This is a genomic window from Amycolatopsis sp. DSM 110486 (assembly GCF_019468465.1).
GTDB lineage: Bacteria > Actinomycetota > Actinomycetes > Mycobacteriales > Pseudonocardiaceae > Amycolatopsis.
The window spans coordinates 4,562,844-4,582,235 of the sequence record NZ_CP080519.1; the positions used below are offsets into that span (position 1 = coordinate 4,562,844).

The 19,392-nt window shown below is 70.6% G+C and carries 21 protein-coding genes; 13 read left to right on the top strand and 8 right to left on the bottom strand.

Annotation, left to right across the window (positions count from 1 at the left end):
- Positions 1-78 precede the first annotated feature (78 nt).
- From wecB to K1T34_RS22270, 3 genes are all read right to left on the bottom strand, one after another.
- Positions 79-1,242 (bottom strand): non-hydrolyzing UDP-N-acetylglucosamine 2-epimerase, encoded by a 1,164-nt coding sequence (gene wecB, locus K1T34_RS22260; RefSeq protein ID WP_220247344.1) that lies wholly within the window; start codon positions 1,240-1,242, stop codon positions 79-81.
- A 396-nt stretch (positions 1,243-1,638) separates the two neighbouring features.
- Positions 1,639-1,812, bottom strand: a complete 174-nt coding sequence (locus tag K1T34_RS22265) for an LPXTG cell wall anchor domain-containing protein (RefSeq protein WP_220246137.1) — start codon at positions 1,810-1,812, stop codon at positions 1,639-1,641.
- A 21-nt stretch (positions 1,813-1,833) separates the two neighbouring features.
- On the bottom strand, positions 1,834-2,598 hold the full coding sequence (locus K1T34_RS22270; RefSeq protein ID WP_255638641.1) for a choice-of-anchor P family protein: 765 nt from the start codon (positions 2,596-2,598) through the stop codon (positions 1,834-1,836).
- Positions 2,599-2,944: 346 nt separating this feature from the next.
- Here K1T34_RS22270 and xrtP point away from each other — a divergent pair, with 346 nt between their 5' ends.
- Positions 2,945-3,487, top strand: coding sequence for an exosortase P (gene xrtP, locus K1T34_RS22275; RefSeq protein ID WP_360584640.1), 543 nt, complete (start codon positions 2,945-2,947; stop codon positions 3,485-3,487).
- 53 nt (positions 3,488-3,540) lie between these two features.
- Positions 3,541-4,869 carry a glycosyltransferase family 2 protein gene (locus tag K1T34_RS22280; protein ID WP_220247346.1) on the top strand — a complete coding sequence of 443 codons (1,329 nt, stop codon included), beginning with the start codon at positions 3,541-3,543 and terminating at the stop codon, positions 4,867-4,869.
- A gap of 49 nt (positions 4,870-4,918) precedes the next feature.
- Here K1T34_RS22280 and K1T34_RS22285 read toward each other — a convergent pair whose 3' ends face one another.
- From K1T34_RS22285 to K1T34_RS22295, 3 genes are all read right to left on the bottom strand, one after another.
- Positions 4,919-6,838 carry an N-acetylmuramoyl-L-alanine amidase gene (locus tag K1T34_RS22285; protein WP_220246139.1) on the bottom strand — a complete coding sequence of 640 codons (1,920 nt, stop codon included), beginning with the start codon at positions 6,836-6,838 and terminating at the stop codon, positions 4,919-4,921.
- Positions 6,839-6,936: 98 nt separating this feature from the next.
- Positions 6,937-7,704 carry a class I SAM-dependent methyltransferase gene (locus tag K1T34_RS22290; protein ID WP_220246140.1) on the bottom strand — a complete coding sequence of 256 codons (768 nt, stop codon included), beginning with the start codon at positions 7,702-7,704 and terminating at the stop codon, positions 6,937-6,939.
- A 170-nt stretch (positions 7,705-7,874) separates the two neighbouring features.
- Positions 7,875-8,231 (bottom strand): helix-turn-helix transcriptional regulator, encoded by a 357-nt coding sequence (locus K1T34_RS22295; RefSeq protein ID WP_220246141.1) that lies wholly within the window; start codon positions 8,229-8,231, stop codon positions 7,875-7,877.
- 85 nt (positions 8,232-8,316) lie between these two features.
- On the opposite strand from K1T34_RS22295, the gene arsM reads away from it, so the two are divergent.
- The 5 genes from arsM to K1T34_RS22320 all read left to right on the top strand — a co-directional run bounded on the left by arsM (position 8,317) and on the right by K1T34_RS22320 (position 12,714).
- The gene (arsM, locus tag K1T34_RS22300; protein WP_220246142.1) at positions 8,317-9,048 is read left to right on the top strand and encodes an arsenite methyltransferase; all 732 of its coding nucleotides are present in this window, start codon (positions 8,317-8,319) and stop codon (positions 9,046-9,048) included.
- A 28-nt stretch (positions 9,049-9,076) separates the two neighbouring features.
- Complete coding sequence (locus tag K1T34_RS22305) at positions 9,077-9,655, top strand: cadmium resistance transporter (protein WP_220246143.1); 579 nt, start codon at positions 9,077-9,079, stop codon at positions 9,653-9,655.
- A 216-nt stretch (positions 9,656-9,871) separates the two neighbouring features.
- On the top strand, positions 9,872-10,165 hold the full coding sequence (gene groES / locus K1T34_RS22310; protein ID WP_009072407.1) for a co-chaperone GroES: 294 nt from the start codon (positions 9,872-9,874) through the stop codon (positions 10,163-10,165).
- A gap of 97 nt (positions 10,166-10,262) precedes the next feature.
- Positions 10,263-11,879, top strand: a complete 1,617-nt coding sequence (gene groL / locus K1T34_RS22315; protein WP_220246144.1) for a chaperonin GroEL — start codon at positions 10,263-10,265, stop codon at positions 11,877-11,879.
- A gap of 325 nt (positions 11,880-12,204) precedes the next feature.
- Positions 12,205-12,714, top strand: coding sequence for a PadR family transcriptional regulator (locus K1T34_RS22320; RefSeq protein WP_220246145.1), 510 nt, complete (start codon positions 12,205-12,207; stop codon positions 12,712-12,714).
- A 28-nt stretch (positions 12,715-12,742) separates the two neighbouring features.
- On the opposite strand, the gene K1T34_RS22325 is transcribed toward K1T34_RS22320, so the two are convergent.
- Positions 12,743-13,483 (bottom strand): SDR family NAD(P)-dependent oxidoreductase, encoded by a 741-nt coding sequence (locus K1T34_RS22325; protein WP_220246146.1) that lies wholly within the window; start codon positions 13,481-13,483, stop codon positions 12,743-12,745.
- Between the two features lie 91 nt (positions 13,484-13,574).
- On the opposite strand from K1T34_RS22325, the gene K1T34_RS22330 reads away from it, so the two are divergent.
- Positions 13,575-14,225, top strand: a complete 651-nt coding sequence (locus K1T34_RS22330) for a TetR/AcrR family transcriptional regulator (RefSeq protein ID WP_220246147.1) — start codon at positions 13,575-13,577, stop codon at positions 14,223-14,225.
- Between the two features lie 6 nt (positions 14,226-14,231).
- Here the strand turns inward: K1T34_RS22330 and K1T34_RS22335 are convergent, their stop codons facing one another.
- Entirely contained in the window at positions 14,232-14,552 is a 321-nt protein-coding gene (locus tag K1T34_RS22335; protein ID WP_220246148.1) for a WhiB family transcriptional regulator, read from the bottom strand.
- 223 nt (positions 14,553-14,775) lie between these two features.
- Here K1T34_RS22335 and K1T34_RS22340 point away from each other — a divergent pair, with 223 nt between their 5' ends.
- The 5 genes from K1T34_RS22340 to K1T34_RS22360 all read left to right on the top strand — a co-directional run bounded on the left by K1T34_RS22340 (position 14,776) and on the right by K1T34_RS22360 (position 19,292).
- Positions 14,776-15,684 (top strand): MerR family transcriptional regulator, encoded by a 909-nt coding sequence (locus tag K1T34_RS22340; protein ID WP_370643832.1) that lies wholly within the window; start codon positions 14,776-14,778, stop codon positions 15,682-15,684.
- A 9-nt stretch (positions 15,685-15,693) separates the two neighbouring features.
- The gene (locus K1T34_RS22345) at positions 15,694-16,554 is read left to right on the top strand and encodes a hypothetical protein (RefSeq protein WP_220246150.1); all 861 of its coding nucleotides are present in this window, start codon (positions 15,694-15,696) and stop codon (positions 16,552-16,554) included.
- A gap of 131 nt (positions 16,555-16,685) precedes the next feature.
- A complete protein-coding gene (locus K1T34_RS22350; protein ID WP_020662719.1) occupies positions 16,686-17,282 on the top strand; it encodes a response regulator transcription factor in 597 nt (198 codons plus the stop codon).
- 435 nt (positions 17,283-17,717) lie between these two features.
- Positions 17,718-18,290, top strand: a complete 573-nt coding sequence (locus tag K1T34_RS22355) for a sigma-70 family RNA polymerase sigma factor (protein ID WP_220247347.1) — start codon at positions 17,718-17,720, stop codon at positions 18,288-18,290.
- Positions 18,291-19,292 (top strand): anti-sigma-D factor RsdA, encoded by a 1,002-nt coding sequence (locus tag K1T34_RS22360; protein WP_370643763.1) that lies wholly within the window; start codon positions 18,291-18,293, stop codon positions 19,290-19,292.
- Positions 19,293-19,392: the final 100 nt, after the last annotated feature.

Genomic DNA, 19,392 nt, shown 5'->3' on the forward strand with positions numbered 1-19,392 from the left:
ATCCGGCCAAAAGCAGGCCGACCCCCACGCGGCAGGTAACTGTTGCTGCGAAGCCATTCGGCCGTGACTGTGGTCGGATTACCAACGATCGGCACAGTAGGAGCGGGGCCGCTCCAGCGCGGTCTTGACGCCCAGCAGGCGCTCGATCGCGATCGTGGCTTTTTCGGCGGCATGGCCGTCGCCGTAGGGGTTCGACGTCTGCGCGGGGCACAGGTGCCCGGCCAGCAGCCGGGTCGCGGTGCCGGTGATCTTCTCGGGATCCGTGCCCACCAGCCACGCGCACCCGGCGTCGACGGCCTCGGCGCGTTCGGTGACCTCGCGCAGCACCAGCACGGGCGTCCCGAACGTCGGCGCCTCCTCCTGGATGCCGCCTGAATCCGTGAGCACGAGCGACGCCAGCCGCAGCGCGCGCACGAGGTCGGGGTACTCGAGCGGCTCGGTGATCGTCACGCGCTCGACGCCGCCGAGCGTCGCGGTGACCTGCGCCCGCACCGCCGGATTGGGGTGGACGGGGAACAACACCTGCACGTCCGGATGGGTTTCGACGATCCGCCGCACGGCGCTCAGCGTCTGGTTCAGCGGCTCACCCCAGGACTCCCGGCGATGCGACGTCACCAGCACCAGCCGTTCCCCGGCCTCCGCGATCTCCATCTCCAGCAACGCCAGCGCCGGATCGTGCGCGGGCAGGTCGCGCGCCGTGATCGCCAGCACCGCGTCGACGACCGTGTTCCCGGTCAGCACGATCTTCTCCTCGGCGACGCCCTCCACGCGCAACGCCTTCGCCGCGGCCTCGGTCGGCGCCAGGTGCAACGCCGCGATGCGCGCCACCATCTGCCGCGTGCCTTCTTCGGGGAACGGCGCGGCGAGATCGTTCGTCCGCAGCCCGGCCTCCAGGTGCACCACCGGGATCCCCAGCCAGAACGCCGCGAGCGCCCCCGCCAGCCCCGTCGTCGTGTCCCCCTGGACGACCACCGCCGCCGGCATGAGGCTCCGCAACTGCGCGTCCAACGCCGGCAGCAGCCCGCTCACCAGCTCCGCCTGCGTCCCGCTCACCCGCACCGGCACGTCCAGCCACGCGTCCACGCCCAGCCCGAACGGCACCAGCGCCTGCTCCACCATCCCCTGGTGCTGGCCGCTGTGCACCAACACGGGCCGCACCCCGTCGCGCCCCTCGAGCGCCACAACCAGCGGCGCCAGCTTCACCGCCTCCGGCCGCGTGCCGGCCAGCAACATCACGTCCACGTGTTCCACACTTTCGAGTGTCCCGGAAACCCCGGCCCACCGACGTTCGAGCGAACCGCCGGGTCTTTCACCGCGCGACACGTGCGAGGTGCCGGCTGACGGGGTCTTGTGCTGTTCGGTTGTGTGTCCTGCTTCCGCGCGCCCGGAGGCTCCGCGGTTCGTGCCGTTGCCTGGCGACCGGCGCGTGCCGGTCGCCTGCGCCGGTGCTCCGCGCGCGGCGCCGGTTCTGCACGCAGCCGGCGGTGGCGCCGCGGTTGCTGTCGCTTGTCGCCGGTCGCCCTCTCCTTGTTGTTCGGTCTGTGGAGTGGCGCCGGGCTGCCCGCGGGAGGCGAGCAGCCCGGCGCACGTGTCGCGCAACCGTGGGCCACCGGCTGGATCCGGTGGCCCACGGTGCTGCTAACCGCGGGCGAGCCGCCGGTTGCGGCGGTAGGCGGCGATCACCGCGACGATCCCGAGGACCACGAGGAGCGCGCCGACCGTGATCCACCAGCCGACGTCGGCGCCGGTGGCGGCGAGGGTGCCCACGCCGCCACCGGCGACGCCGACGCCCGCACCTGGCATCTTGTACATCAGTCGATCACCCCGGACCGGTCAGGCGACCGAGCGGCGACGGGTGAACCGCAGGCCGACCGGCACGGCGATGGCCGCGAGCACGCCGAGGCCCGCCCACAGGCCGGCGCCCGACGCGAGCGGCATCGGCGGAGCGGCCGGGCCGCAGGTCGCCGACGACACGATGACGTCGCCGCTGCCGAGGGCGCCGACGACGCCGCCCAGCAGCTTCAGGTGCAGCGCGTTGACGGTGAGGCTGCCGTCCTTGTTCTTGATCTGCTCGTTGAGGATCAGTGTCGCCACGTTGACCGGACCGAGGCCGACCTTGATCTGCGTGTTCGGCGCCGGGTTCGAGTCGATGTCGCCGACGCTGCCCAGATCGGCTCCGACCAGCGTGGAGCTGCCCTTGACGCCTTCCTGGGTCGCGGTGCAGACGGCCTCCACGGCCTTGATCCCGACGTTGCCCAGTGCCGCCTTCAGCAGCGGCAGCCCGACGTCGGCGGTGCTCGCCTTCGCCGTGACCGCGCCCGAGTTGTCGTCGCGGACGGCCGAGGTGTTGATGACCCCGGCGGTGAGGATCCCGGCGGCGTTGGCACTGACCGTGCTGTTGCTCGTCGGTCCGTCGGTGTTCGCCGCCGCCAGCGGGCCGAGCTTGACCGCGGACGCGCCGAGCAGCTTCACGTCGACGTTCACGCCGTAGGCGGAGCCGTCACCGGGCGCCGCCGAGGCCGGAACTGCTCCGGCGAGGGCGATGCTCGCCACCACAGCGGCGAGCATCCCGCCTCGTCGCAAGAGGTGTTTCTTCACTGGTCCTCCGATTTTTGTCAGGGCGAGCCGGTGCACGGACGAATCCCGCTGAACAAGAGTCGGCACGCTGACCGAATATCGGTGGCGTTGCCGGAAATGGCACACAATTCCGGGGAGACCACCGTATCGGGTGGTTTCACCGGACCGTTCCCCACGTCGGTGCGGGCATCACCTGAACGGCCTAGCAAGGTTCTCGCCATTCGTGCCGAAAGGCGCTGGGAGATCCCTGAGAAGGGAGATACCTGTCGAAAGTTCCGGCACCTGTGTCCTACGCTGGCGCCGGGGTCCGCCGTTCTTCCGAACGTTTCCGGCTGAGAGGGTCGTCGTGGCAGTAGCGAACACACCTGTGTCCCCCGTCTCCCGGTTTCCGCTGCGTATGGCGGTTCTCGGGGTGGTCGCGGTCGGCGTGGTCCTGGTGCTCGTGGAGCGGTCGTACCGCGAGTTGGAAGTGCAGCTCGCGGGGGCGATACTGAGGGTCATCACCTCATCGGGTGTTTATGTGGCCGGTAGCCGCGAATCTGTGTACTTCGGGTTGACCGGCGCTACTCCGTTCGGGTTGAGAATGACCCCGGAATGCTCTTCTGTATTCCTCTTGCTGCCACTTCTGCTCGTGACCGCGGTGCTCCTCTACTTCCGTCCGCAGAATGCGCGCCGACTGTTTCTCTCGCTGGTAATTGCCGCGATCGCCGTCATTCTCGTGAATCAGTTGCGCATTCTCACCATCGTCGGTCTGGTCCACGCACTGGGCACCGACGAGGGCTACTACTGGGGCCACACGCTGCTCGGCTCGATGGTCAGCGTCCTCGGCGGCGCGGTGTCGCTCGTGCTGTTCGTCTGGCTCGCGACCCGCAAGACGAAGGCGGAGAAGAACCAGGGCACGGCCGCGTGAACGACACCGGCTTCAAGGTCCTGCTCTCGATCACTCAGGCGTTCGCGCTGACGATGAGCGTCGCGTTCATCGTCTACGTCGCGATGATCGTGGTGCCCTACCTGCGCCGCAAACCCGCCCCGGTGGGCGACCCCGGCGCGTTCGCCTGGCACTTCTTCGTGCCGTGCCGCGACGAGGAAGCCGTGATCCGCGAGACCGTGCGCTACCTGCGCACCACCTTCCGCCGTGCGCACGTGTGGGTGGTCGACGACGACTCCGACGACCGCACCGCCCGCGTCGTCCGCTCGGTCTGGCGGCGCAACGGCGGCTACGACCCCAATCTGCACCTGGTGGCGCGCAAGCGTCCCGAGGCCCGCACGGGCAAGGGCGACGCCCTCAACGCCGCTTACCAGGCCCTCAACGAATGGCTCGAGCCCGACACCGACCGAGACCGCGTGGTCGTGGTGGTCGTCGACGCCGACGGCCGCCCCGCCGCCAACTGCCTCGAAGTCTGCGTCGCCGAACACCTCTTCGGCGACGAGAAGATCGGCGCCGTGCAGCTCGACGTGCGCATGAGCAACGTCCGCACCCGCCCGCCGGGGCGCACCTGGTTCGCGCGCGCGTTCGGGCTCAAGCTGGCGCAGTTGCAGGACCTGGAGTTCCGCACGGCGATCGCCGCGATCCAAACGTCCCGCGGCTTCACCGGCACGATCTCCATGGGCGGCAACGGCCAGTTCACCCGCCTCGCCGCCCTCGACTCCATCGGCGGCGACGAGCACCAGCCCTGGCGCGGCTCTCTGCTGGAGGACTTCGAGCTCGGCGTCCACCTGCTCACGGCAGGCTGGCGCACGGGCTTCACCCCAGATTCCCATGTGGCGCAGGAAGGCCTGTACAGCCTGCGGCGTTTCCTCGTGCAGCGAACGCGCTGGGGCCAGGGCACGATGCAGTGCTCGCGGTACCTGCGCCGCATCTGGGACTCGCCGCACGTGTCCACTTTGGGCGCCGCGGAGATGATGTACTACCTGGCGCAGCCGTGGATGCAGCTGCTCGGCTCGCTGCTCTACCCGGTGCCGTTCATCCTCCTGCTGGCCACCACGGCCGGCGACCCGTCGCAGGTCTGGACCTGGTTCACCGGCGGCGCCTGGATCCTCTTCGCCATCTACGGCTCGTTCGGCCTGCTGCCGTTCGTGGTGTGGGGCCCGATCTACCAGATGAAATGCTTGGGCAGCAAGAACATCTTCCGCGGCCTCGGCATGGGCCTGCTGTACGCGGCCTACATCTACACCTTCTACATCACGTCCTGGCGCGCCGTGATCCGCCTCGTGCGCGGCCGCAACGGCTGGTCCAAGACGCGGCGCAACACCGAGATCACCAGCGGCGTGAAGGTGGCGCTGGACAGCTGAGACACGAGAAGGGCCCCTCCGCGGAGGGGCCCTTCTTCGTTGTGAAGACTCAGAAAGCTGGCTTCAGCACCACGTCGTCGAGGTTCACGTACTCGACGCGGTGTCCGAATTGGACTTCCACGTACTTCATCTTGCCGCGCACCACCACGTGGTCCGACACGTCGAACGTCGTCGCCGAGTAGTACTCCGACGGAACGACGCCGCCGACGGAGTACCTCTGGCCCGCCGCGAACGTGTAAGGCATGGGCGCCAGCGCCTGCACGGCGACGTTCGCCGGGTAGGCCGACGCCTCCGGGAACGCCCGTCCGTAGACGGGGATCGTCGCCTTGCCGGGCTTCGGCGTGGCGACGAGACCGCTCGCCGGGACCACGGTATTGCTGGGCAGCCAGCCCTTCTGGCCCAGGTACCAGATCGCGGTCCAGCCGCCCTGGCGTCCGGCCACGGCGTACTGCTGGCCGGTGGCCACACGGCTGCCGACGTCGGAAACATCCATAGTGGACGGTCCGGTTCCGTGCAGCCCGGTGTCGGACAGCAGGGGAGACGCGGCGTCCGGCGCGGTGTGCAGCGCCACTGCCTCCGAGCCGCGCGCGGCGCACGGGGTGCCGGAGCCGATCTTGTCGCAGCCGGTGAACACGGGCTGGTTGGCGGCGAACTTCGGCGCGATCGTCACCATCGACGAGCCGGCCCGGGCGGTGGCCTTGATCGGCGCGCCCAGCAGGTCGAAGTAGTGCGACCAGTCCCAGTAGGGGCCCGGGTCCCAGTGCATGCCGGCGATCGTGGCGGGCGTGGTGCCCGGCACGTTGTCGTGGCCGATGATGTGCGCGCGGTCGAGCGGCACGCCGTAGCGCTTCGCCAGGTAGCCGACGAGCTTCGCCGACGACCGGTACATCGCTTCGGTGTACCAGGTGCCCTGCGCGGCGAAGCCCTCGTGCTCGACACCGATGGACTTCGCGTTGACGTACCAGTTGCCCGCGTGCCAGCCGACGTCCTTGGTCGGCACGTGCTGCGCGATCAGGCCGTCCTGCGAGCGCACGGTGTAGTGCCACGCGAGGTAGGTCGGGTCCTGCGCCAGCGTGAGGGCGTCGTCCCAGTAGCCCTCGGTGTCGTGGATGACGATCGTGTCGATCTTCTGGCTCTGCGGCCGGTTCGCGATGTCGTGGTTTCCGTAGTCGCCGCCGGGCAGCTCCTGGTACGGCGCCGGCACGGACTCGCAGGCCACGGACTTCGGGCACTCGGTGGCGGGCGGGGCGTCTGTCCTGAGGCCCAGCCGCTCGGCCTGCGCCTTGTCGGGTGTGACGCCGGGGGTCGCGGCGAGCGTGACGGCCTGGCCGTCGTCCGTCGTGCGCGTCTCGCCGGTGGCGATGGTGCCGTAGACCTCGTCGGCGAAGGTCTGGGCCGCCGTCACGTCCTCGGAGCCGCTGTACGCGGCGACGGCGCCGTACCAGTCCTTCGCGTTTTCGCTGCGTACGCCGAGCTTGCGCTGGTACTCGGCCAGCAGGGCCGCGCCGCCGCGGATGTTCTGCTTCGGGTCGGTGCGCAGCGTCGCCGCGTCCGTGTGCAGCAGGGCCGCGGCCTGGCCCACGGTCTGCAGGCCGGGCGGGACGGCCGCGGGCTGCTGCGTGGGCTTGGGGTGCAGCGCCGGCCGGGCGTCGTCGCCGCGCGGGTCTTCGCCGTTCTGGTCGAACTCACTGGTCACGACGCCGGCCGTGCGCAGGTCCGTGAGGTGCATCGGCCCGTAGCCGGCGGCGGTGCTGGGCGTACCGGCGTTGTAATCCCAGCGGGACTCCAGGTAGGAGACGCCGAGCAGCACGTCCAGCGGGACGCCGAACTCGCTTGCCGCGCTTGCGAAGTCCTGCTGTCGCTGTTGGTTCGCTGGTTGGGCTTGGGCGGGAGCCGACGTCGCCAACGCGACCGCCAGCAACCCCGCCCCGCCCGCGACGGCCAGCCGCCGCGTAACGGAGTGGAACATCGGTGGGACCCCCAGGTGTCGGTGCTTTTCCGGCGAAACTTAACCAGAAACGTCGGCGCCTGGTAAGCCTCCGCGACGGCGGTTTCGCCCAGCGGTCGTCAGCGGCCGATCACGAGCAGGAGGGAGCCGTCGAACGCGGGTTGCTCCTTGAGCGCGTCATACTTCGCGGCCCAGGTCCCGTCGGCGAGATCGCTGGTCAGCTTGCGGGTGAAGCGCTCCTCGGCCGCGGCGTCGACAAAGCTCCACGCCGAACACGCCTGCCGCGCCGCCGGCTTCAGCAGCATCTCCGGCCGCGCGTAGTACGCCTCGTTGAACCCGTCGACGCAGTCGCGCGGCACCGGCACGGGCACGACCTCGGTGTCGCCCAGGTACTTCGCGATCTCGCTGATCGCCGGGTACCGGCGCGCCTCTGTGTCGAGCACTTCGGGGGCGTACTCGTACAACCAGAAGTCCCGAACTCGGTCGGGATCGCACGTCAGGATCGCGACGGGACCCTTCGTGACGCGCCGGACCTCGCCCAGCCCCTTCGCGAGATCCGGCCACTGGTGCACGGTGAACGTCGCCATTGCCGCGTCGAAGCTGTTGTCCCCGAACGGAAGATCCTCCGCCGTCGCATCCACCGCGGGCCTGTCCGCGCGCCGCAGCGCCCGCATCGACGCGGACGGCTCCACGGCCGTCACTCGGCGGTCGGCCGGCTCGTACGACCCCGCGCCGGCTCCGACGTTCAGCACGGTCTTCGCGTCCCCGAGCGACGCCAAGACCGTGGCGGCGATGCGGGGGTCGGGGTTGCGGAACCCGGTGTAGACCTTGCCGATCTCGCCGTAGTCCGCGTCGCCTGCGCTGTCGTCGGCCAGTCTGCTGCTCACGGGAGCGAGCCTAGCGATCTTCGGCCGTGGTCAGGCGGTACTCGTCCAGCAGCGAACGTTCTCGGACGAGCGCCCGCACACGCCGGCCTGGGCGCCGGAGCCGACGACTACGGCCGCCGGCGACGCCGTTCCCGCGGCCTCGGCGACGGCCCGCCGCCAGAGCGACATGGTCACCGTTGGGGCGCACGAAGAACAGCCGCAAGACTCTCCATTGTGGATGGAAGAGCCCAGTAGTAGACCCACGTCCCCCGTCGCTCGCAGTCGATCAAACCGGCCTGGCGCAACAGTTTCAGGTGGTGCGAGATCGTCGGCTGCGCCAGGTCGAACGCGGGCGTCAGCTCGCACACGCACATCTCGCCGCCCTCGCGGGAGGCGATCATCGACAGCAGCCGCAGTCGCACCGGGTCGCCCAGTGCCTTGAACACGCGGGCGAGTTCGGCGGCTTCGGCCTCGGCCAGCGGCGCGGAGGTCAGTCCCGCGCAGCACGCCTCGCCCTGATCGAGCACCGGCAGCTCTTGCATCGACATGCTTCTATATTGACGTTTGCCGATCCAAGGCGCAAGGTTGTTTCCACAAACGTCGATACAAGCTGATCCAGCGAGGAGAAGCACGATGACCGACCTGCGTGAAACCGTGCGCCGGCGCTACGCCGCGGCCGCTCTCGAAGTCACCTCGGGCGGGGCCGCCTGTTGCGGCCCGGCACCGGTCGAGGTGGACTTCGGCTCCACCCTCTACGCCGCCGACGAACGCGCCGAGCTGCCCGCCGAAGCCGTCGCCGCCTCCCTGGGCTGCGGCAACCCGACCGCCGTGGCCGAGCTCCGACCCGGCGACCACGTCCTCGACCTCGGCTCCGGCGGCGGCATCGACGTCCTGCTGTCCGCCCGCCGCGTCGGCCCCACCGGCAAGGCCTACGGCCTGGACCTGACCGACGAGATGCTCACCCTCGCCACCGCCAACGCCGCCAAAGCCGGCGCCACGAACGTCGAGTTCCTGCGCGGCGCGATCGAGTCCATCCCGCTGCCCGCGAACACCATCGACGTCGTCATCTCCAACTGCGTGATCAATCTGTCCACCGACAAACCCGCCGTCTTCGCGGAAACCTTCCGCGTCCTCACGCCCGGCGGCCGCCTCGCCCTCACCGACGTCGTCGCCGACGACACCCTCAGCCCGGCCCAGCGCGCCGAACGCGGCGACTACGTCGGCTGCATCGCGGGCGCGCTGTCCTTCGCGGAGTACCGCGCCGGCCTGGAGGCCGCGGGCTTCACGGACATCCGGCTCACCCCGACCCACCCCGTCGCCGACGGCATGCACTCCGCGATCGTCCGCGCCACCAAACCCGCCTGACCGAGCGGATCCTGGCACTCTCGCGAGGGTGAACCTGACCGTCGTCGGCCAGGCCGTGGGCCTGTTCACCGTGACCAACGTCGACGACCTCCTCGTGCTGGCCCTGTTCTTCGCCCGCGGCGCGGGCCTTCCCGGCGCGACCCGAGCCGTCGCGATCGGCCAGTACCTCGGGTTCCTGGCGATCCTCGCCGTCGCCGTGGCGGCCGCGTTCGGGGTGACGTTCCTGCCGGCCGGCTTCGTCCCGTACCTCGGCCTGCTGCCGATCGCGCTGGGGATCCGCGCCGCCGTCCAGGCCTGGCGCCACCGCGGCGACGACGGGGAAACCACCCGGCCCGGCCGGCCGCGGACCCTCGAAGTAGCCGCCGTCACGTTCGCCAACGGCGGCGACAACATCGGCGTCTACGTCCCCGTCTTCGCCACCGCCGGACCGGGCGGCACGAGCGTCTACGCGGTCGTGTTCCTCGTGCTGGTCGCCGCCTGGCTCGCCGCCGGCCGCCACCTCGCCACGCGCCCCGCCGTCGCACGGGTGCTCGCGCGCTGGGGCCACGTCGTCCTGCCCGCCGTGCTGATCGGCATCGGCCTGCTCATCCTGATCGACGGCGCCTGATGACGGGGTTCGAAACGATCGCGGAACAAAACCCCCGGTCAGCCCGCTTCGCCGAGGATTCCCCCACGTCAGATGGACCCTCCTTGCAATGCTGGCACTCCCGTGGCTAGAGTGCTAATCGAACGGCCCGAACACGCCCGGCACCCGCGACGGCGGGGGTGGTAGGAGCCGTAAGTCATCCTGCCGACGCTTTCGACGACCGTGGAGGTCAACCCGGTGAGCGTGAACATCAAGCCGCTCGAGGACAAGATCGTTGTCCAGACGAGCGAGGCCGAGGAGACGACCGCTTCCGGCCTCGTCATCCCCGACACCGCCAAGGAAAAGCCCCAGGAGGGCAAGGTTCTGGCCGTGGGCCCGGGCCGGATCGACGACAAGGGCAACCGCGTGCCGCTCGACGTGGCCGTGGGCGACGTCGTGATCTACTCCAAGTACGGCGGCACCGAGGTCAAGTACAACGGCGAGGACTACCTGATCCTCTCCGCCCGCGACGTGCTGGCCGTCATCAACTGACGTCCGCTCGAAGCGCATGACGCCCCGGGCCCCGCACAAGCCGGGGGACGGGGCGTTCTTGCGTTCAAAAACCCCTGAAAGGTAAGCGGAACACGCTATGCCCAAGCAGATCAGTTTCGACGAGGACGCTCGTCGCGCGCTCGAGCGCGGGGTGAACAAGCTCGCCGACGCCGTCAAGGTGACCCTCGGCCCGCGTGGTCGCCACGTCGTTCTGGACAAGAAGTTCGGCGGCCCGACCATCACCCTCGACGGCGTGACCGTCGCCCGTGAGATCGAGCTCGACGACCCGTTCGAGAACCTCGGCGCGCAGCTGGCCAAGAACGTGGCCACGAAGACCAACGACGTCGCCGGTGACGGCACGACCACCGCCACGGTGCTCGCCCAGTCGCTGGTCAAGCACGGCCTTCGCAACGTTGCCGCCGGCGCCAACCCGACCGCGGTCGGCAAGGGCATCGAGGCCGCGGCCGAGAAGGTCATCGAGGTCCTCAAGTCCAAGGCCACCCCGGTCAAGGGCCGCGAGAACATCGCGCAGGTCGGCACCGTCACCTCCCGCGACGCCACGATCGGCCAGCTGCTCGGCGAGGCCGTCGAGCGCGTGGGCGAGGACGGCGTGATCACCATCGAGGAGTCGTCGACCCTGGCGACCGAGCTCGTGATCACCGAGGGCGTGCAGTTCGACAAGGGCTTCCTGTCGGCGCACTTCGCGACCAACCCCGAGGACCAGAAGGCGATCCTCGAGGACGCCTACATCCTGCTGTCCCGCGAGAAGATCTCGGCGCTGGCCGACCTGCTCCCGGTGTTGGAGAAGGTCGTCGAGGCCAAGAAGCCGCTGCTGATCATCGCCGAGGACGTCGACGGCGAGGCGCTGTCCACCCTCGTGGTGAACTCGCTGCGCAAGACGATCATCGCCGTCGCGGTCAAGGCGCCGTTCTTCGGCGACCGCCGCAAGGCGTTCCTGGACGACCTCGCGTTCATCACCGGCGGCGAGGTCGTGTCCGCCGAGATCGGCGTGAAGCTGTCCGAGATCGACCTCAGCTCGCTGGGTCGCGCGCGCCGGATCGTCGTCACCAAGGACGACACCACGATCGTCGACGGCGCGGGCTCCAAGGACGCCATCGCCGGCCGGATCGCGCAGATCCGCAACGAGATCGAGACCACCGACTCCGACTGGGACCGCGAGAAGCTCCAGGAGCGGCTCGCGAAGCTCGGCGGCGGCGTGGCCGTGATCAAGGTCGGCGCGGCCACCGAGACCGAGCTCAACGAGCGCAAGCACCGCATCGAGGACGCCGTTGCGTCCACGAAGGCGGCTGTCGAAGAGGGCATCCTCCCCGGCGGTGGCTCGGCTCTGGTCCACGCGGTCAAGGAGCTCGAGGGCGACCTCGGCCTGACCGGTGACGAGGCCACGGGCGTCCGCATCGTCCGCGACGCGCTCACCGCCCCGCTGTTCTGGATCGCGACCAACGCGGGCCACGAGGGCGCGGTCATCGTGAACAAGGTCCAGGAGCAGAGCTGGGGCGAGGGCTTCAACGCCGCCACCGGCGAGCTCACCGACCTGATCGCGGCGGGCATCGTCGACCCGGTCAAGGTGACCCGCTCCGCGGTCGCCAACGCCGCGTCCATCGCCCGGCTCGTGCTCACCACGGAAAGCGCCGTGGTCGAGAAGCCGGTCGACGAGGAACCCGACGCCGGCCACGGCCACGGTCACTCGCACTAGTTCCACCAGCACGTCGAACCGGGGCGGTACTCCCTTTCGAGGGGGTGCCGCCCCGGTTCTTTTGGTCCCGGGGGAGCCGCTGCTCGCGGGACCTCGACGGCGACCGCGTGACCTACGAGGTCCACACGAGCGTCGCGCTCTACCCGGATCGCTTGGTGCACCTGGGTTTCCCTCCCGGGGCACCGACTGGTTCGGCCGCCGTCTTTCCGCCACCGGTGCGTCCGGCGCACGAACGCCGCGGCCTGACCGATCGCGTGCGGAAGATCTTGGCCGCCGGTTTTCCCGGTGCCGTCGAGTAGTCTCAGTGTGACTACTGGAGGCGCCGATGACTTCGGGAACGCGAGAGCTTTCCGCCACGGCGTACGTGGTGCTCTGCATGGTCGCCCAGCTCGGCGTGACCACGCCGTACGCGGTGAAGCAGGCGTTGCGCCGCTCGATCGGGCGGTACTGGCCCATCCCGCACGCGCAGCTGTACGCGATTTCCGGCCAGCTGCAGGAGCAAGGGCTGCTCGAAGGTGATCAGGAGACGTCCGGCCGCCGTCGCAAGACCTACTGCGTCACCGAAGCCGGCCACCGGGCGCTGCGGGAGTGGCTGAGCCGCCCCGATGCCGAGCCGGCCGAGATCCGCGGCGTGGCCTGGCTCAAGCTCGCGTTCAGCGACCTCGCCGACCCCGAGAGCCTTTCGCGGCTCGCGGCCGAACAGGTCGAGCAGCACCGCGGCCGCATCGCCCGGCACGGCACCGCCGCCGCGTCCGACCACGCCACGCAGCTGGCCCTCGAGCTGGATCGCGCCGCCCTCCGGTTCTGGACCGGACTGGCGGCGCGGCCCCGGTGAGCGCCGGCCGGAACCGGCGCCCCGCGGCTCAGGCGGTGAACCCGCCGTCGACCGTGATCGCCGTGCCCGTCACGTAGCGGCCGTCCGGGCCCGCCAGATGGGCCACGGTCGCGGCGACGTCCGCCGCGTCCGCGTAGTGGCCGAGCGCGATGTGCGGCACCTGTGCCGCAGCGCTGGGACCGTCGACCGGGTTCATGTCGGTGTTCGTCGAGCCCGGGTGGACCACGGTGGCGGTGATGCCCCGCGGCCCGAGGTCGCGCGCCAGGCCGCGCGTGAAGCCGATCAGCGCCGCCTTGCTCGCCGAGTACAGGCTCATGCCGGGGAACGGCACGCGCTCGGCGAGGTCACTGCCGATGGAGACCACGCGGCCGCCGCGGGGGAGGTGCTTCAGCGCCGCCTGCGTGGCGACCAGCACGGCGCGCACGTTCACCGAGAGCGTGCGGTCGATGTCGTCGAGCGAGAGCTCGTCGAGCGGCGCCGCGATGGAGATACCCGCGTTGTTGACCAGGATGTCGAGCCCGCCGAGCTCCTCGGCGACGCGGTCGACGGCCGAGGCCACCGCCGCGGCGTCCGCGGAGTCGGCCTGCAGCGCGAGGCCGCGCCGGCCTTGTTCCTCGACCTCGGTGACGACCTTGGCCGCCTTGTCCGCGGAGCGTTCGTAAGTGATGGCGACGTCGGCGCCGTCAGCGGCGAGCCGCTTCGCGATCGCCGCGCCGATGCCTCGGCTGCCGCCTGTCACCAGGGCGACCTTGCCGTCCAGCGTTCCCATCGAGGTTCCTTTCTGTATCGATGACTACATAAAAGACGTTGTAGCATGGCGGCGTCAAGTATTTTGTATCGCTTGCTAAAGAAGGTGGTCCATGTCACCGCGTGGCCGGCCCCGCGCGTTCGACCGAGAACACGCGCTCACGCAGGCGATGTTCGTGTTCTGGGAGCGCGGTTACGAGGGCACGTCGCTCGCCGACCTCACCGGCGCGATGGGCATCAACCCGCCCAGCCTGTACGCGGCTTTCGGCAGCAAGGAGGCGCTGTTCCGCGAGGCCGTCGACCGCTACGGCACCACGTACGGCAGCCACACGCCCCGCACGCTGGCCGAAGAGCCGACGGCGCGCGAAGCCATCGAAGCGATGCTTCGGGACAACGCCCGCACGTACGTGGAGCCGGGCCACCCCACGGGCTGCATGGTCGTGCTGTCCGGCACGAACTGCTCGCCCGCGAACCGGGGCGTGTGCGACCTGCTGGCCGAATCGCGCGCGGACGTGCGCCAGCTGATCCGCGAGCGGCTGCAGCGGGGCATCGACGCCGGCGAGCTGACCGGGGACCCCGACGCGCTCGGCGCCTACTACGCCACGGTGCTGTTCGGGCTGTCGATGCAGGCCCGCGACGGCGTCGACCTCGCGGGGCTCACCGCCGCCATCGACCTGGCGATGCGCTCGTGGCCGGGCACCGACGCCGGATACGCGACAGGGGCGGCGTCCGAAGTGGACACCGCCCCTGTCGCGAGTTCGTGATCGCGCTCAGCCGCCGGACATGCTCAGCGCTCGTTTGTCCTGCTTGATCAGGTTCTCCCGCTCGGACTCCGACAGTCCGCCCCAGATCCCGTAGGGCTCGTGCACGGCCAGTGCGTGCCGCCGGCACATGTCCAGCACCGGGCAGGCCAGGCAGACCGCCTTCGCCCTGGCCTCACGGCGTGCCCTAGCCGGACCACGCTCGCCGTCCGGGTGAAAGAACGCCGCGCTGTCCATCCCCCGACACGACCCCTCCAGCTGCCAGTCCCACATATCTGCGTTGGGACCGGGGAGCCTGCGCGTGTCTGCCATCCTGACCGCCTCCGTCATCCGGTCGATGCCATTTGCTGCTCTGCTGTGGTGCCGATACTCCATTCGGTGCAACGGCGGTAACGTTAGAAGCGCGCCAATAGTTGTTCAAGGGCTTCGGGATGATTCAGCCGTTAGGCATCCCCCGGAATGGTGAGCAGGGGTTTTGGCTCCGGTTGCCGTGACTCTCGCGGGCCTGGATATTGGCCGGGTGGGATCCGGAGCGCGTGAAGGAGAACCCACCCTGCCGGTGGCCTCGGTCGCTCGCCGGCTCGGGGTCGCCCCGTCGACTCTCCGTACCTGGGACCGCCGCTACGGCCTTGGCCCCAGCCGCCACACCGACGGCAGGCACCGCCGCTACGGCAGCTCCGACATCGATCGCCTCGAGCTCATGCAGCGCGCCCTCCTCCGCGGTGCCTCGACAGCCGAAGCCGCTCGCTACGCGCTGCAGCAGATGCCGCGCGCGGAGATCGTCCCGCCCGCCGACGAACCCGCGACCCCGGCACACTCCGCGCCCGCCGACGGTGAGGTTCCGTCGCGCCTGGCCCGCCGCCTGAGCACGGCCGCGCTGGCCATGGACGTCGGCGCCGTGCAGCGCATGCTGGCCGAGGCCCTCGACGAGCTGGGCGTGCTCGCCGCATGGTCGGGTGTGGTCGAGCCGGTGCTCGCGGCGCTCGGCGCGCGCTGGCGCGGGGTCAGTGCCGGCGCCGAGGTCGAGTACCTGCTGGCCGAGTGCGTGTACGCGGCGCTCGTGCGCGCGACGCCCGTGCTCGACGCGCCGCTCAACCTGCGTCCGGTGCTGCTCGCGTGTGTGCCGGAGGAACGCGACACCATGCCGGTCTACGCGCTCGCGGCCGCGCTGGCCGGGCGGCGGATCGGCGCGCAGCTGTTCGGCGTGCCGCTGCCCGCGGAGGTCCTGGCGGTGGCCGTGCGCCGCAGCGCGCCCGCCGCGGTGGTGTTGTGGGCGCACCGGCGCGACGCGGCGGACCCGCGGCTGTTCGCGCGGGTGTCCCGCGGCCGCCAGCGCAGCCGGTTGTTCGCGTGCGGGCCCGGCTGGGACGTCGCCACGCTGCCCGACAAGGTCGAGCTGCTCGCCGACCTGCCCGCCGCCGCGGGCCGCGTCGAGCACGTTCTTGTCGGGGCGGGGCGCTAGAAAGGTCCCGTGCCCCGAACCTCCCTCGTCGAGCTCGCGTTCGGCGATCTCGTGCCGCCGCCGGTGCCCGTCACCGCGCCGCGCTCCGCCGCGCCCCGGCAGCGGCTGCTGGCCGCCGTCGTGCTCGGCGCCCAGGGTCGCTACGCCGCCGCGACCACGGCGCTGGCCGACCTGCGCCGGGGTGCCGACCCGGTGGTGGCCTCTCTGGCCGCGACCACGCTGGCGTCGCACCGCCGTCAGCTCGGGGGGCACGTCGCCGCGCGGGCGCTGGACGGGGAGGCCCTGGTGGCTCTGGACGGTGCCGGCGCGACCCGCGTGGACCCGGACGGCCTCGACGCGGCCGGTGCGCGAGCCGACGCCCTGCTCGGCCTGGCCGCCGACAACCTCGCCCTGGGCCGCCTCGCCGCAGCCCGGCGTCTGGCGGCCCGCGCGGCGGAGGCCGACGACCGCTGGCGCGCGACCGTCCGCGGCGGCTGGGTCGGCGCCGAGATCGAGCTGGCCGCCGGCCGCCCGCGTGAAGCGATCGCGCCCGCGCGGCGAGCTGCGGAAACGGCGCGGGTTCGCGGTTCGTCTCGGCACGTCGTCAAATCCGACATCGTGCTCGGAGTCGCACTCGCGACGGCCGGGGAACCGGAGCAACGCGCTACTGCACTCGACGTCGTCACAAATGCCGCCATGGCCGCCGAGAAATACGAACTCTATTCACTTATTTGGGTGGCGACACGCGTGGCGGCCGATCTGGACCCCGGACACGCCGAGAAGTATCGATTCAGAAGCCTTGAGGTGTTGCACGCAGTGTTACGGCACGCAGATCCTTGCGTGATGCGGATCGCAGAGGATTCACCGTGGGTGCCGGAGAGGCCGGGTTGAGCCCTCTGGAAACGCCGTTCCGGCATCCGGGCTAAGAAACTTCAAAAAAAGCCACCGGATCGTGTCAAGGTTCGGGCTAAAGCGTCCGATAGGGGAAGTGGAATGTCACCCGGCTGCAGGAAGGAAACCCCGTGACGACGGTCTTGATCTGCGACGACCGACGCAGTGTCCGCGAAGGGCTCACCCGTGTGATGTCCGCGGTCCCAGGGGTCAGTCGCATCGACTGCGTAGCGCACGGTGACGAGCTGTTGGCCCGGTACACCCGTCAGCCGGTCGACGTCGTGCTGGTCGGGACGCAGCGCGCGGTCCCGACGGGCGTCGAAGCCACTCGGCGGCTCGTCTCCGCGAACCCCCAGGCGAACGTCATCGTTTTCGGTGCCCCTGACGACGCCGGCAGCATCGCCGCCGCCATCGCCGGCGGTGCCCGCGGCTACCTCCGCTGGGACGCCTCGCGCCCCGAGCTGGTCGCCGCACTGGCCCACACGCTCGCCAGCACCTCGGTGCCGGCGCCGCGCCAGCCGTCGGACCCCGGCGTGCAGCTCACCGAGCGCGAGCTGCAGGTGCTGCGCGGCATGAGCCAGGGCAAGAGCAACGGCCAGATCGGCCGTGAGCTGTACCTGTCCGAGGACACGGTGAAGACGCACGCGCGGCGGCTGTTCCGCAAGCTCGGCGTCCGCGACCGCGCCCAGGCCGTGGCCCACGGTTTCCGCCGTGGCCTCGTGTCCTGAGTACTGCGTCCTGAAATCGAGTAACTGCTAGACCACGCTCCGCGTGACAGGTTGTCCGTTCTGACGCCACGGTGACGACGGGCCAGGGTTGCCGCCCTGGCCCGTACCTGTGTCCTCGGGTCTTGACCTGTGTCATCGGTGACAGATGTGTCACCTGTCACGTTCGTCGCCTTCGTCCCCACCGCTCGGGCAGGCTCCCAGCCGGCGCCACCCTGCCGGGCAGCAAGCCGTACCCCGCAGGTCAGCCACTCGTTGGTCTTCTGGTCGACAGGTGCGGTGCGGCCGGGTCCACGGACGCGGCTCGCCGGTGACCACCTCTGGCGGTTGTCGGAGAGGTCGCCGACGGTACGGTAACTGTCACCGGCGGGCGGGGCATGATGACCACGCGCCGGATTCTTTGCACGCCTACACGTAACACTGGGACTGTTGTCTGCGATGGCCAATGTGGGGGACGGATTGGATGAGCCGGTCGCCGCTGCCGTGGAGGGAGACCCCCAGGCAGTCGATCGGCTGCTGGCGGCCATCCGCCCCCTGGTAGTGCGGTATTGCCGCGCTCGAGTTGGCAGGCAGGAGCGTTCGTTCGCTTCGGCAGACGATGTTGCGCAGGAGGTGTGTCTCGCGGTGCTCACGGCATTGCCTTCGTACCGTGAACAGGGCCGCCCGTTCCTGGCTTTCGTCTACGGGATCGCCCAGCACAAGGTGGCCGACGCGCACCGCGCGGCGGCCCGCAACCGGGCTGAACCGGTGGCCGAGGTCCCCGACGAGGTCGAGGTCGGCGTCGGTCCGGAACAGCGCGCGTTGCAGGGCGAGCTGAACGAACGGATGGCACAGCTGCTGCAGGTGCTCCCCGACAAACAGCGCGAGATCGTCGTGCTGCGCGTCGTGGTGGGCTTGTCGGCGGAAGAGACCGCGGAGGCCGTCGGGTCGACCCCGGGTGCCGTTCGAGTCGCCCAGCACCGAGCGCTTGCTCGCCTGCGTAAGGTGCTCGCCGCCGAGGAGGTGATCTGAGTGACCGATCACGACGACGATCGTGACCTGTCGCCGTCCGCGTTCACGAGCGGCATGATGGCCTACGAGCCGGAGGCCGACGGTGACCTCACGGCCATCCAGGCCGACGACGCACTGCTCGACGCACTCGGCGGCACGGACCCGGCCATCGCCGACGGGCTCGGCGACCAGGAGCTCAACGCGCTGCTGCTCGCCTGGCGCCGCGACATCGACAGCGAGCCGCTGGCCGAGCTGGTCGACGTCGACACCGCCGTCACCACCGTGAAGACGGCTTCGCTGGCGCGCAAACGCGCCGACCGCAGCCGACGGCGCCGCATCCTGGTGCCGGTCGCCGCCGCGTGCGCCGCGGTGGCCATCGCGTTCGCCGGCACCGGCCTCGCCGCACGCGACGCCCAGCCCGGCGACACGCTGTGGGGCCTGACCAAGGTCCTTTACACCGACCACGCCCACTCGGTCGAAGCCGCCGCCGCGGCGAAGCTCGACCTCGAGAAGGCCAACCTCGCTCTGGCCGACAACCGCCTCGCCGACGCCCGCAAGGCCCTCGACGACGCGCAGGCCGCACTGAACCAGGTCACCGACGACGAGAACCGCGACCAGCTGCTCGAGCAGCACCGCCAGCTCGCCGCCCAGCTCGGTGCCCCCACCGTGCCCACCACGGGCCAGAACCCGCCGAACAACCCGTCCACGCCGCCGCCGGTCAACAATCCGGCCAACACGGCGTCGCAGCAGTCGAGCGGCCAGCCGACGTCCCTGCCCGGCACCGGCTCGGGCTCCACGAGCCAGCCGGACACGACCAGCGTCACGGCGCCGCCGCCCCCGCCTCCGCCGCCCCCGGACACCACCACCGACACGCCCACGCCGCCGACGACACCCACCGACGCCACGGGCAACGCGACGGGCAACGACCCCGGCAGCGGCGGCGGCAGCCCCCGCAACGAATCCAACGAATCCTCGGAAAGCGGGACCGTCGGCGGCCAGAACAGCTCGCCGGAGAACCCGTAAGACCTCGCATCGAAAACGCCCTGGCTCCGGCCGGGGCGTTTTTCGTCTCCGGATCAGCCGGGCCGGCCGGGTCAGCCCGGCCGGAGACGAGAACGGCCCT

Bases quoted from the DNA above. Each gene is read 5' to 3' on its own strand.
- arsM (WP_220246142.1), top strand. From the start codon at position 8,317: ATGACCGACCTGCGTGAAACCGTGCGCCGGCGCTACGCCGCGGCCGCT.
- groL (WP_220246144.1), top strand. From the start codon at position 10,263: ATGCCCAAGCAGATCAGTTTCGACGAGGACGCTCGTCGCGCGCTCGAG.
- K1T34_RS22335 (WP_220246148.1), bottom strand. From the start codon at position 14,552: ATGACGGAGGCGGTCAGGATGGCAGACACGCGCAGGCTCCCCGGTCCC.
- K1T34_RS22280 (WP_220247346.1), top strand. From the start codon at position 3,541: ATGAGCGTCGCGTTCATCGTCTACGTCGCGATGATCGTGGTGCCCTAC.
- K1T34_RS22330 (WP_220246147.1), top strand. From the start codon at position 13,575: ATGTCACCGCGTGGCCGGCCCCGCGCGTTCGACCGAGAACACGCGCTC.
- K1T34_RS22285 (WP_220246139.1), bottom strand. From the start codon at position 6,838: ATGTTCCACTCCGTTACGCGGCGGCTGGCCGTCGCGGGCGGGGCGGGG.
- K1T34_RS22295 (WP_220246141.1), bottom strand. From the start codon at position 8,231: ATGTCGATGCAAGAGCTGCCGGTGCTCGATCAGGGCGAGGCGTGCTGC.
- K1T34_RS22325 (WP_220246146.1), bottom strand. From the start codon at position 13,483: ATGGGAACGCTGGACGGCAAGGTCGCCCTGGTGACAGGCGGCAGCCGA.
- K1T34_RS22320 (WP_220246145.1), top strand. From the start codon at position 12,205: ATGACTTCGGGAACGCGAGAGCTTTCCGCCACGGCGTACGTGGTGCTC.
- K1T34_RS22265 (WP_220246137.1), bottom strand. From the start codon at position 1,812: ATGTACAAGATGCCAGGTGCGGGCGTCGGCGTCGCCGGTGGCGGCGTG.
- K1T34_RS22355 (WP_220247347.1), top strand. From the start codon at position 17,718: ATGGCCAATGTGGGGGACGGATTGGATGAGCCGGTCGCCGCTGCCGTG.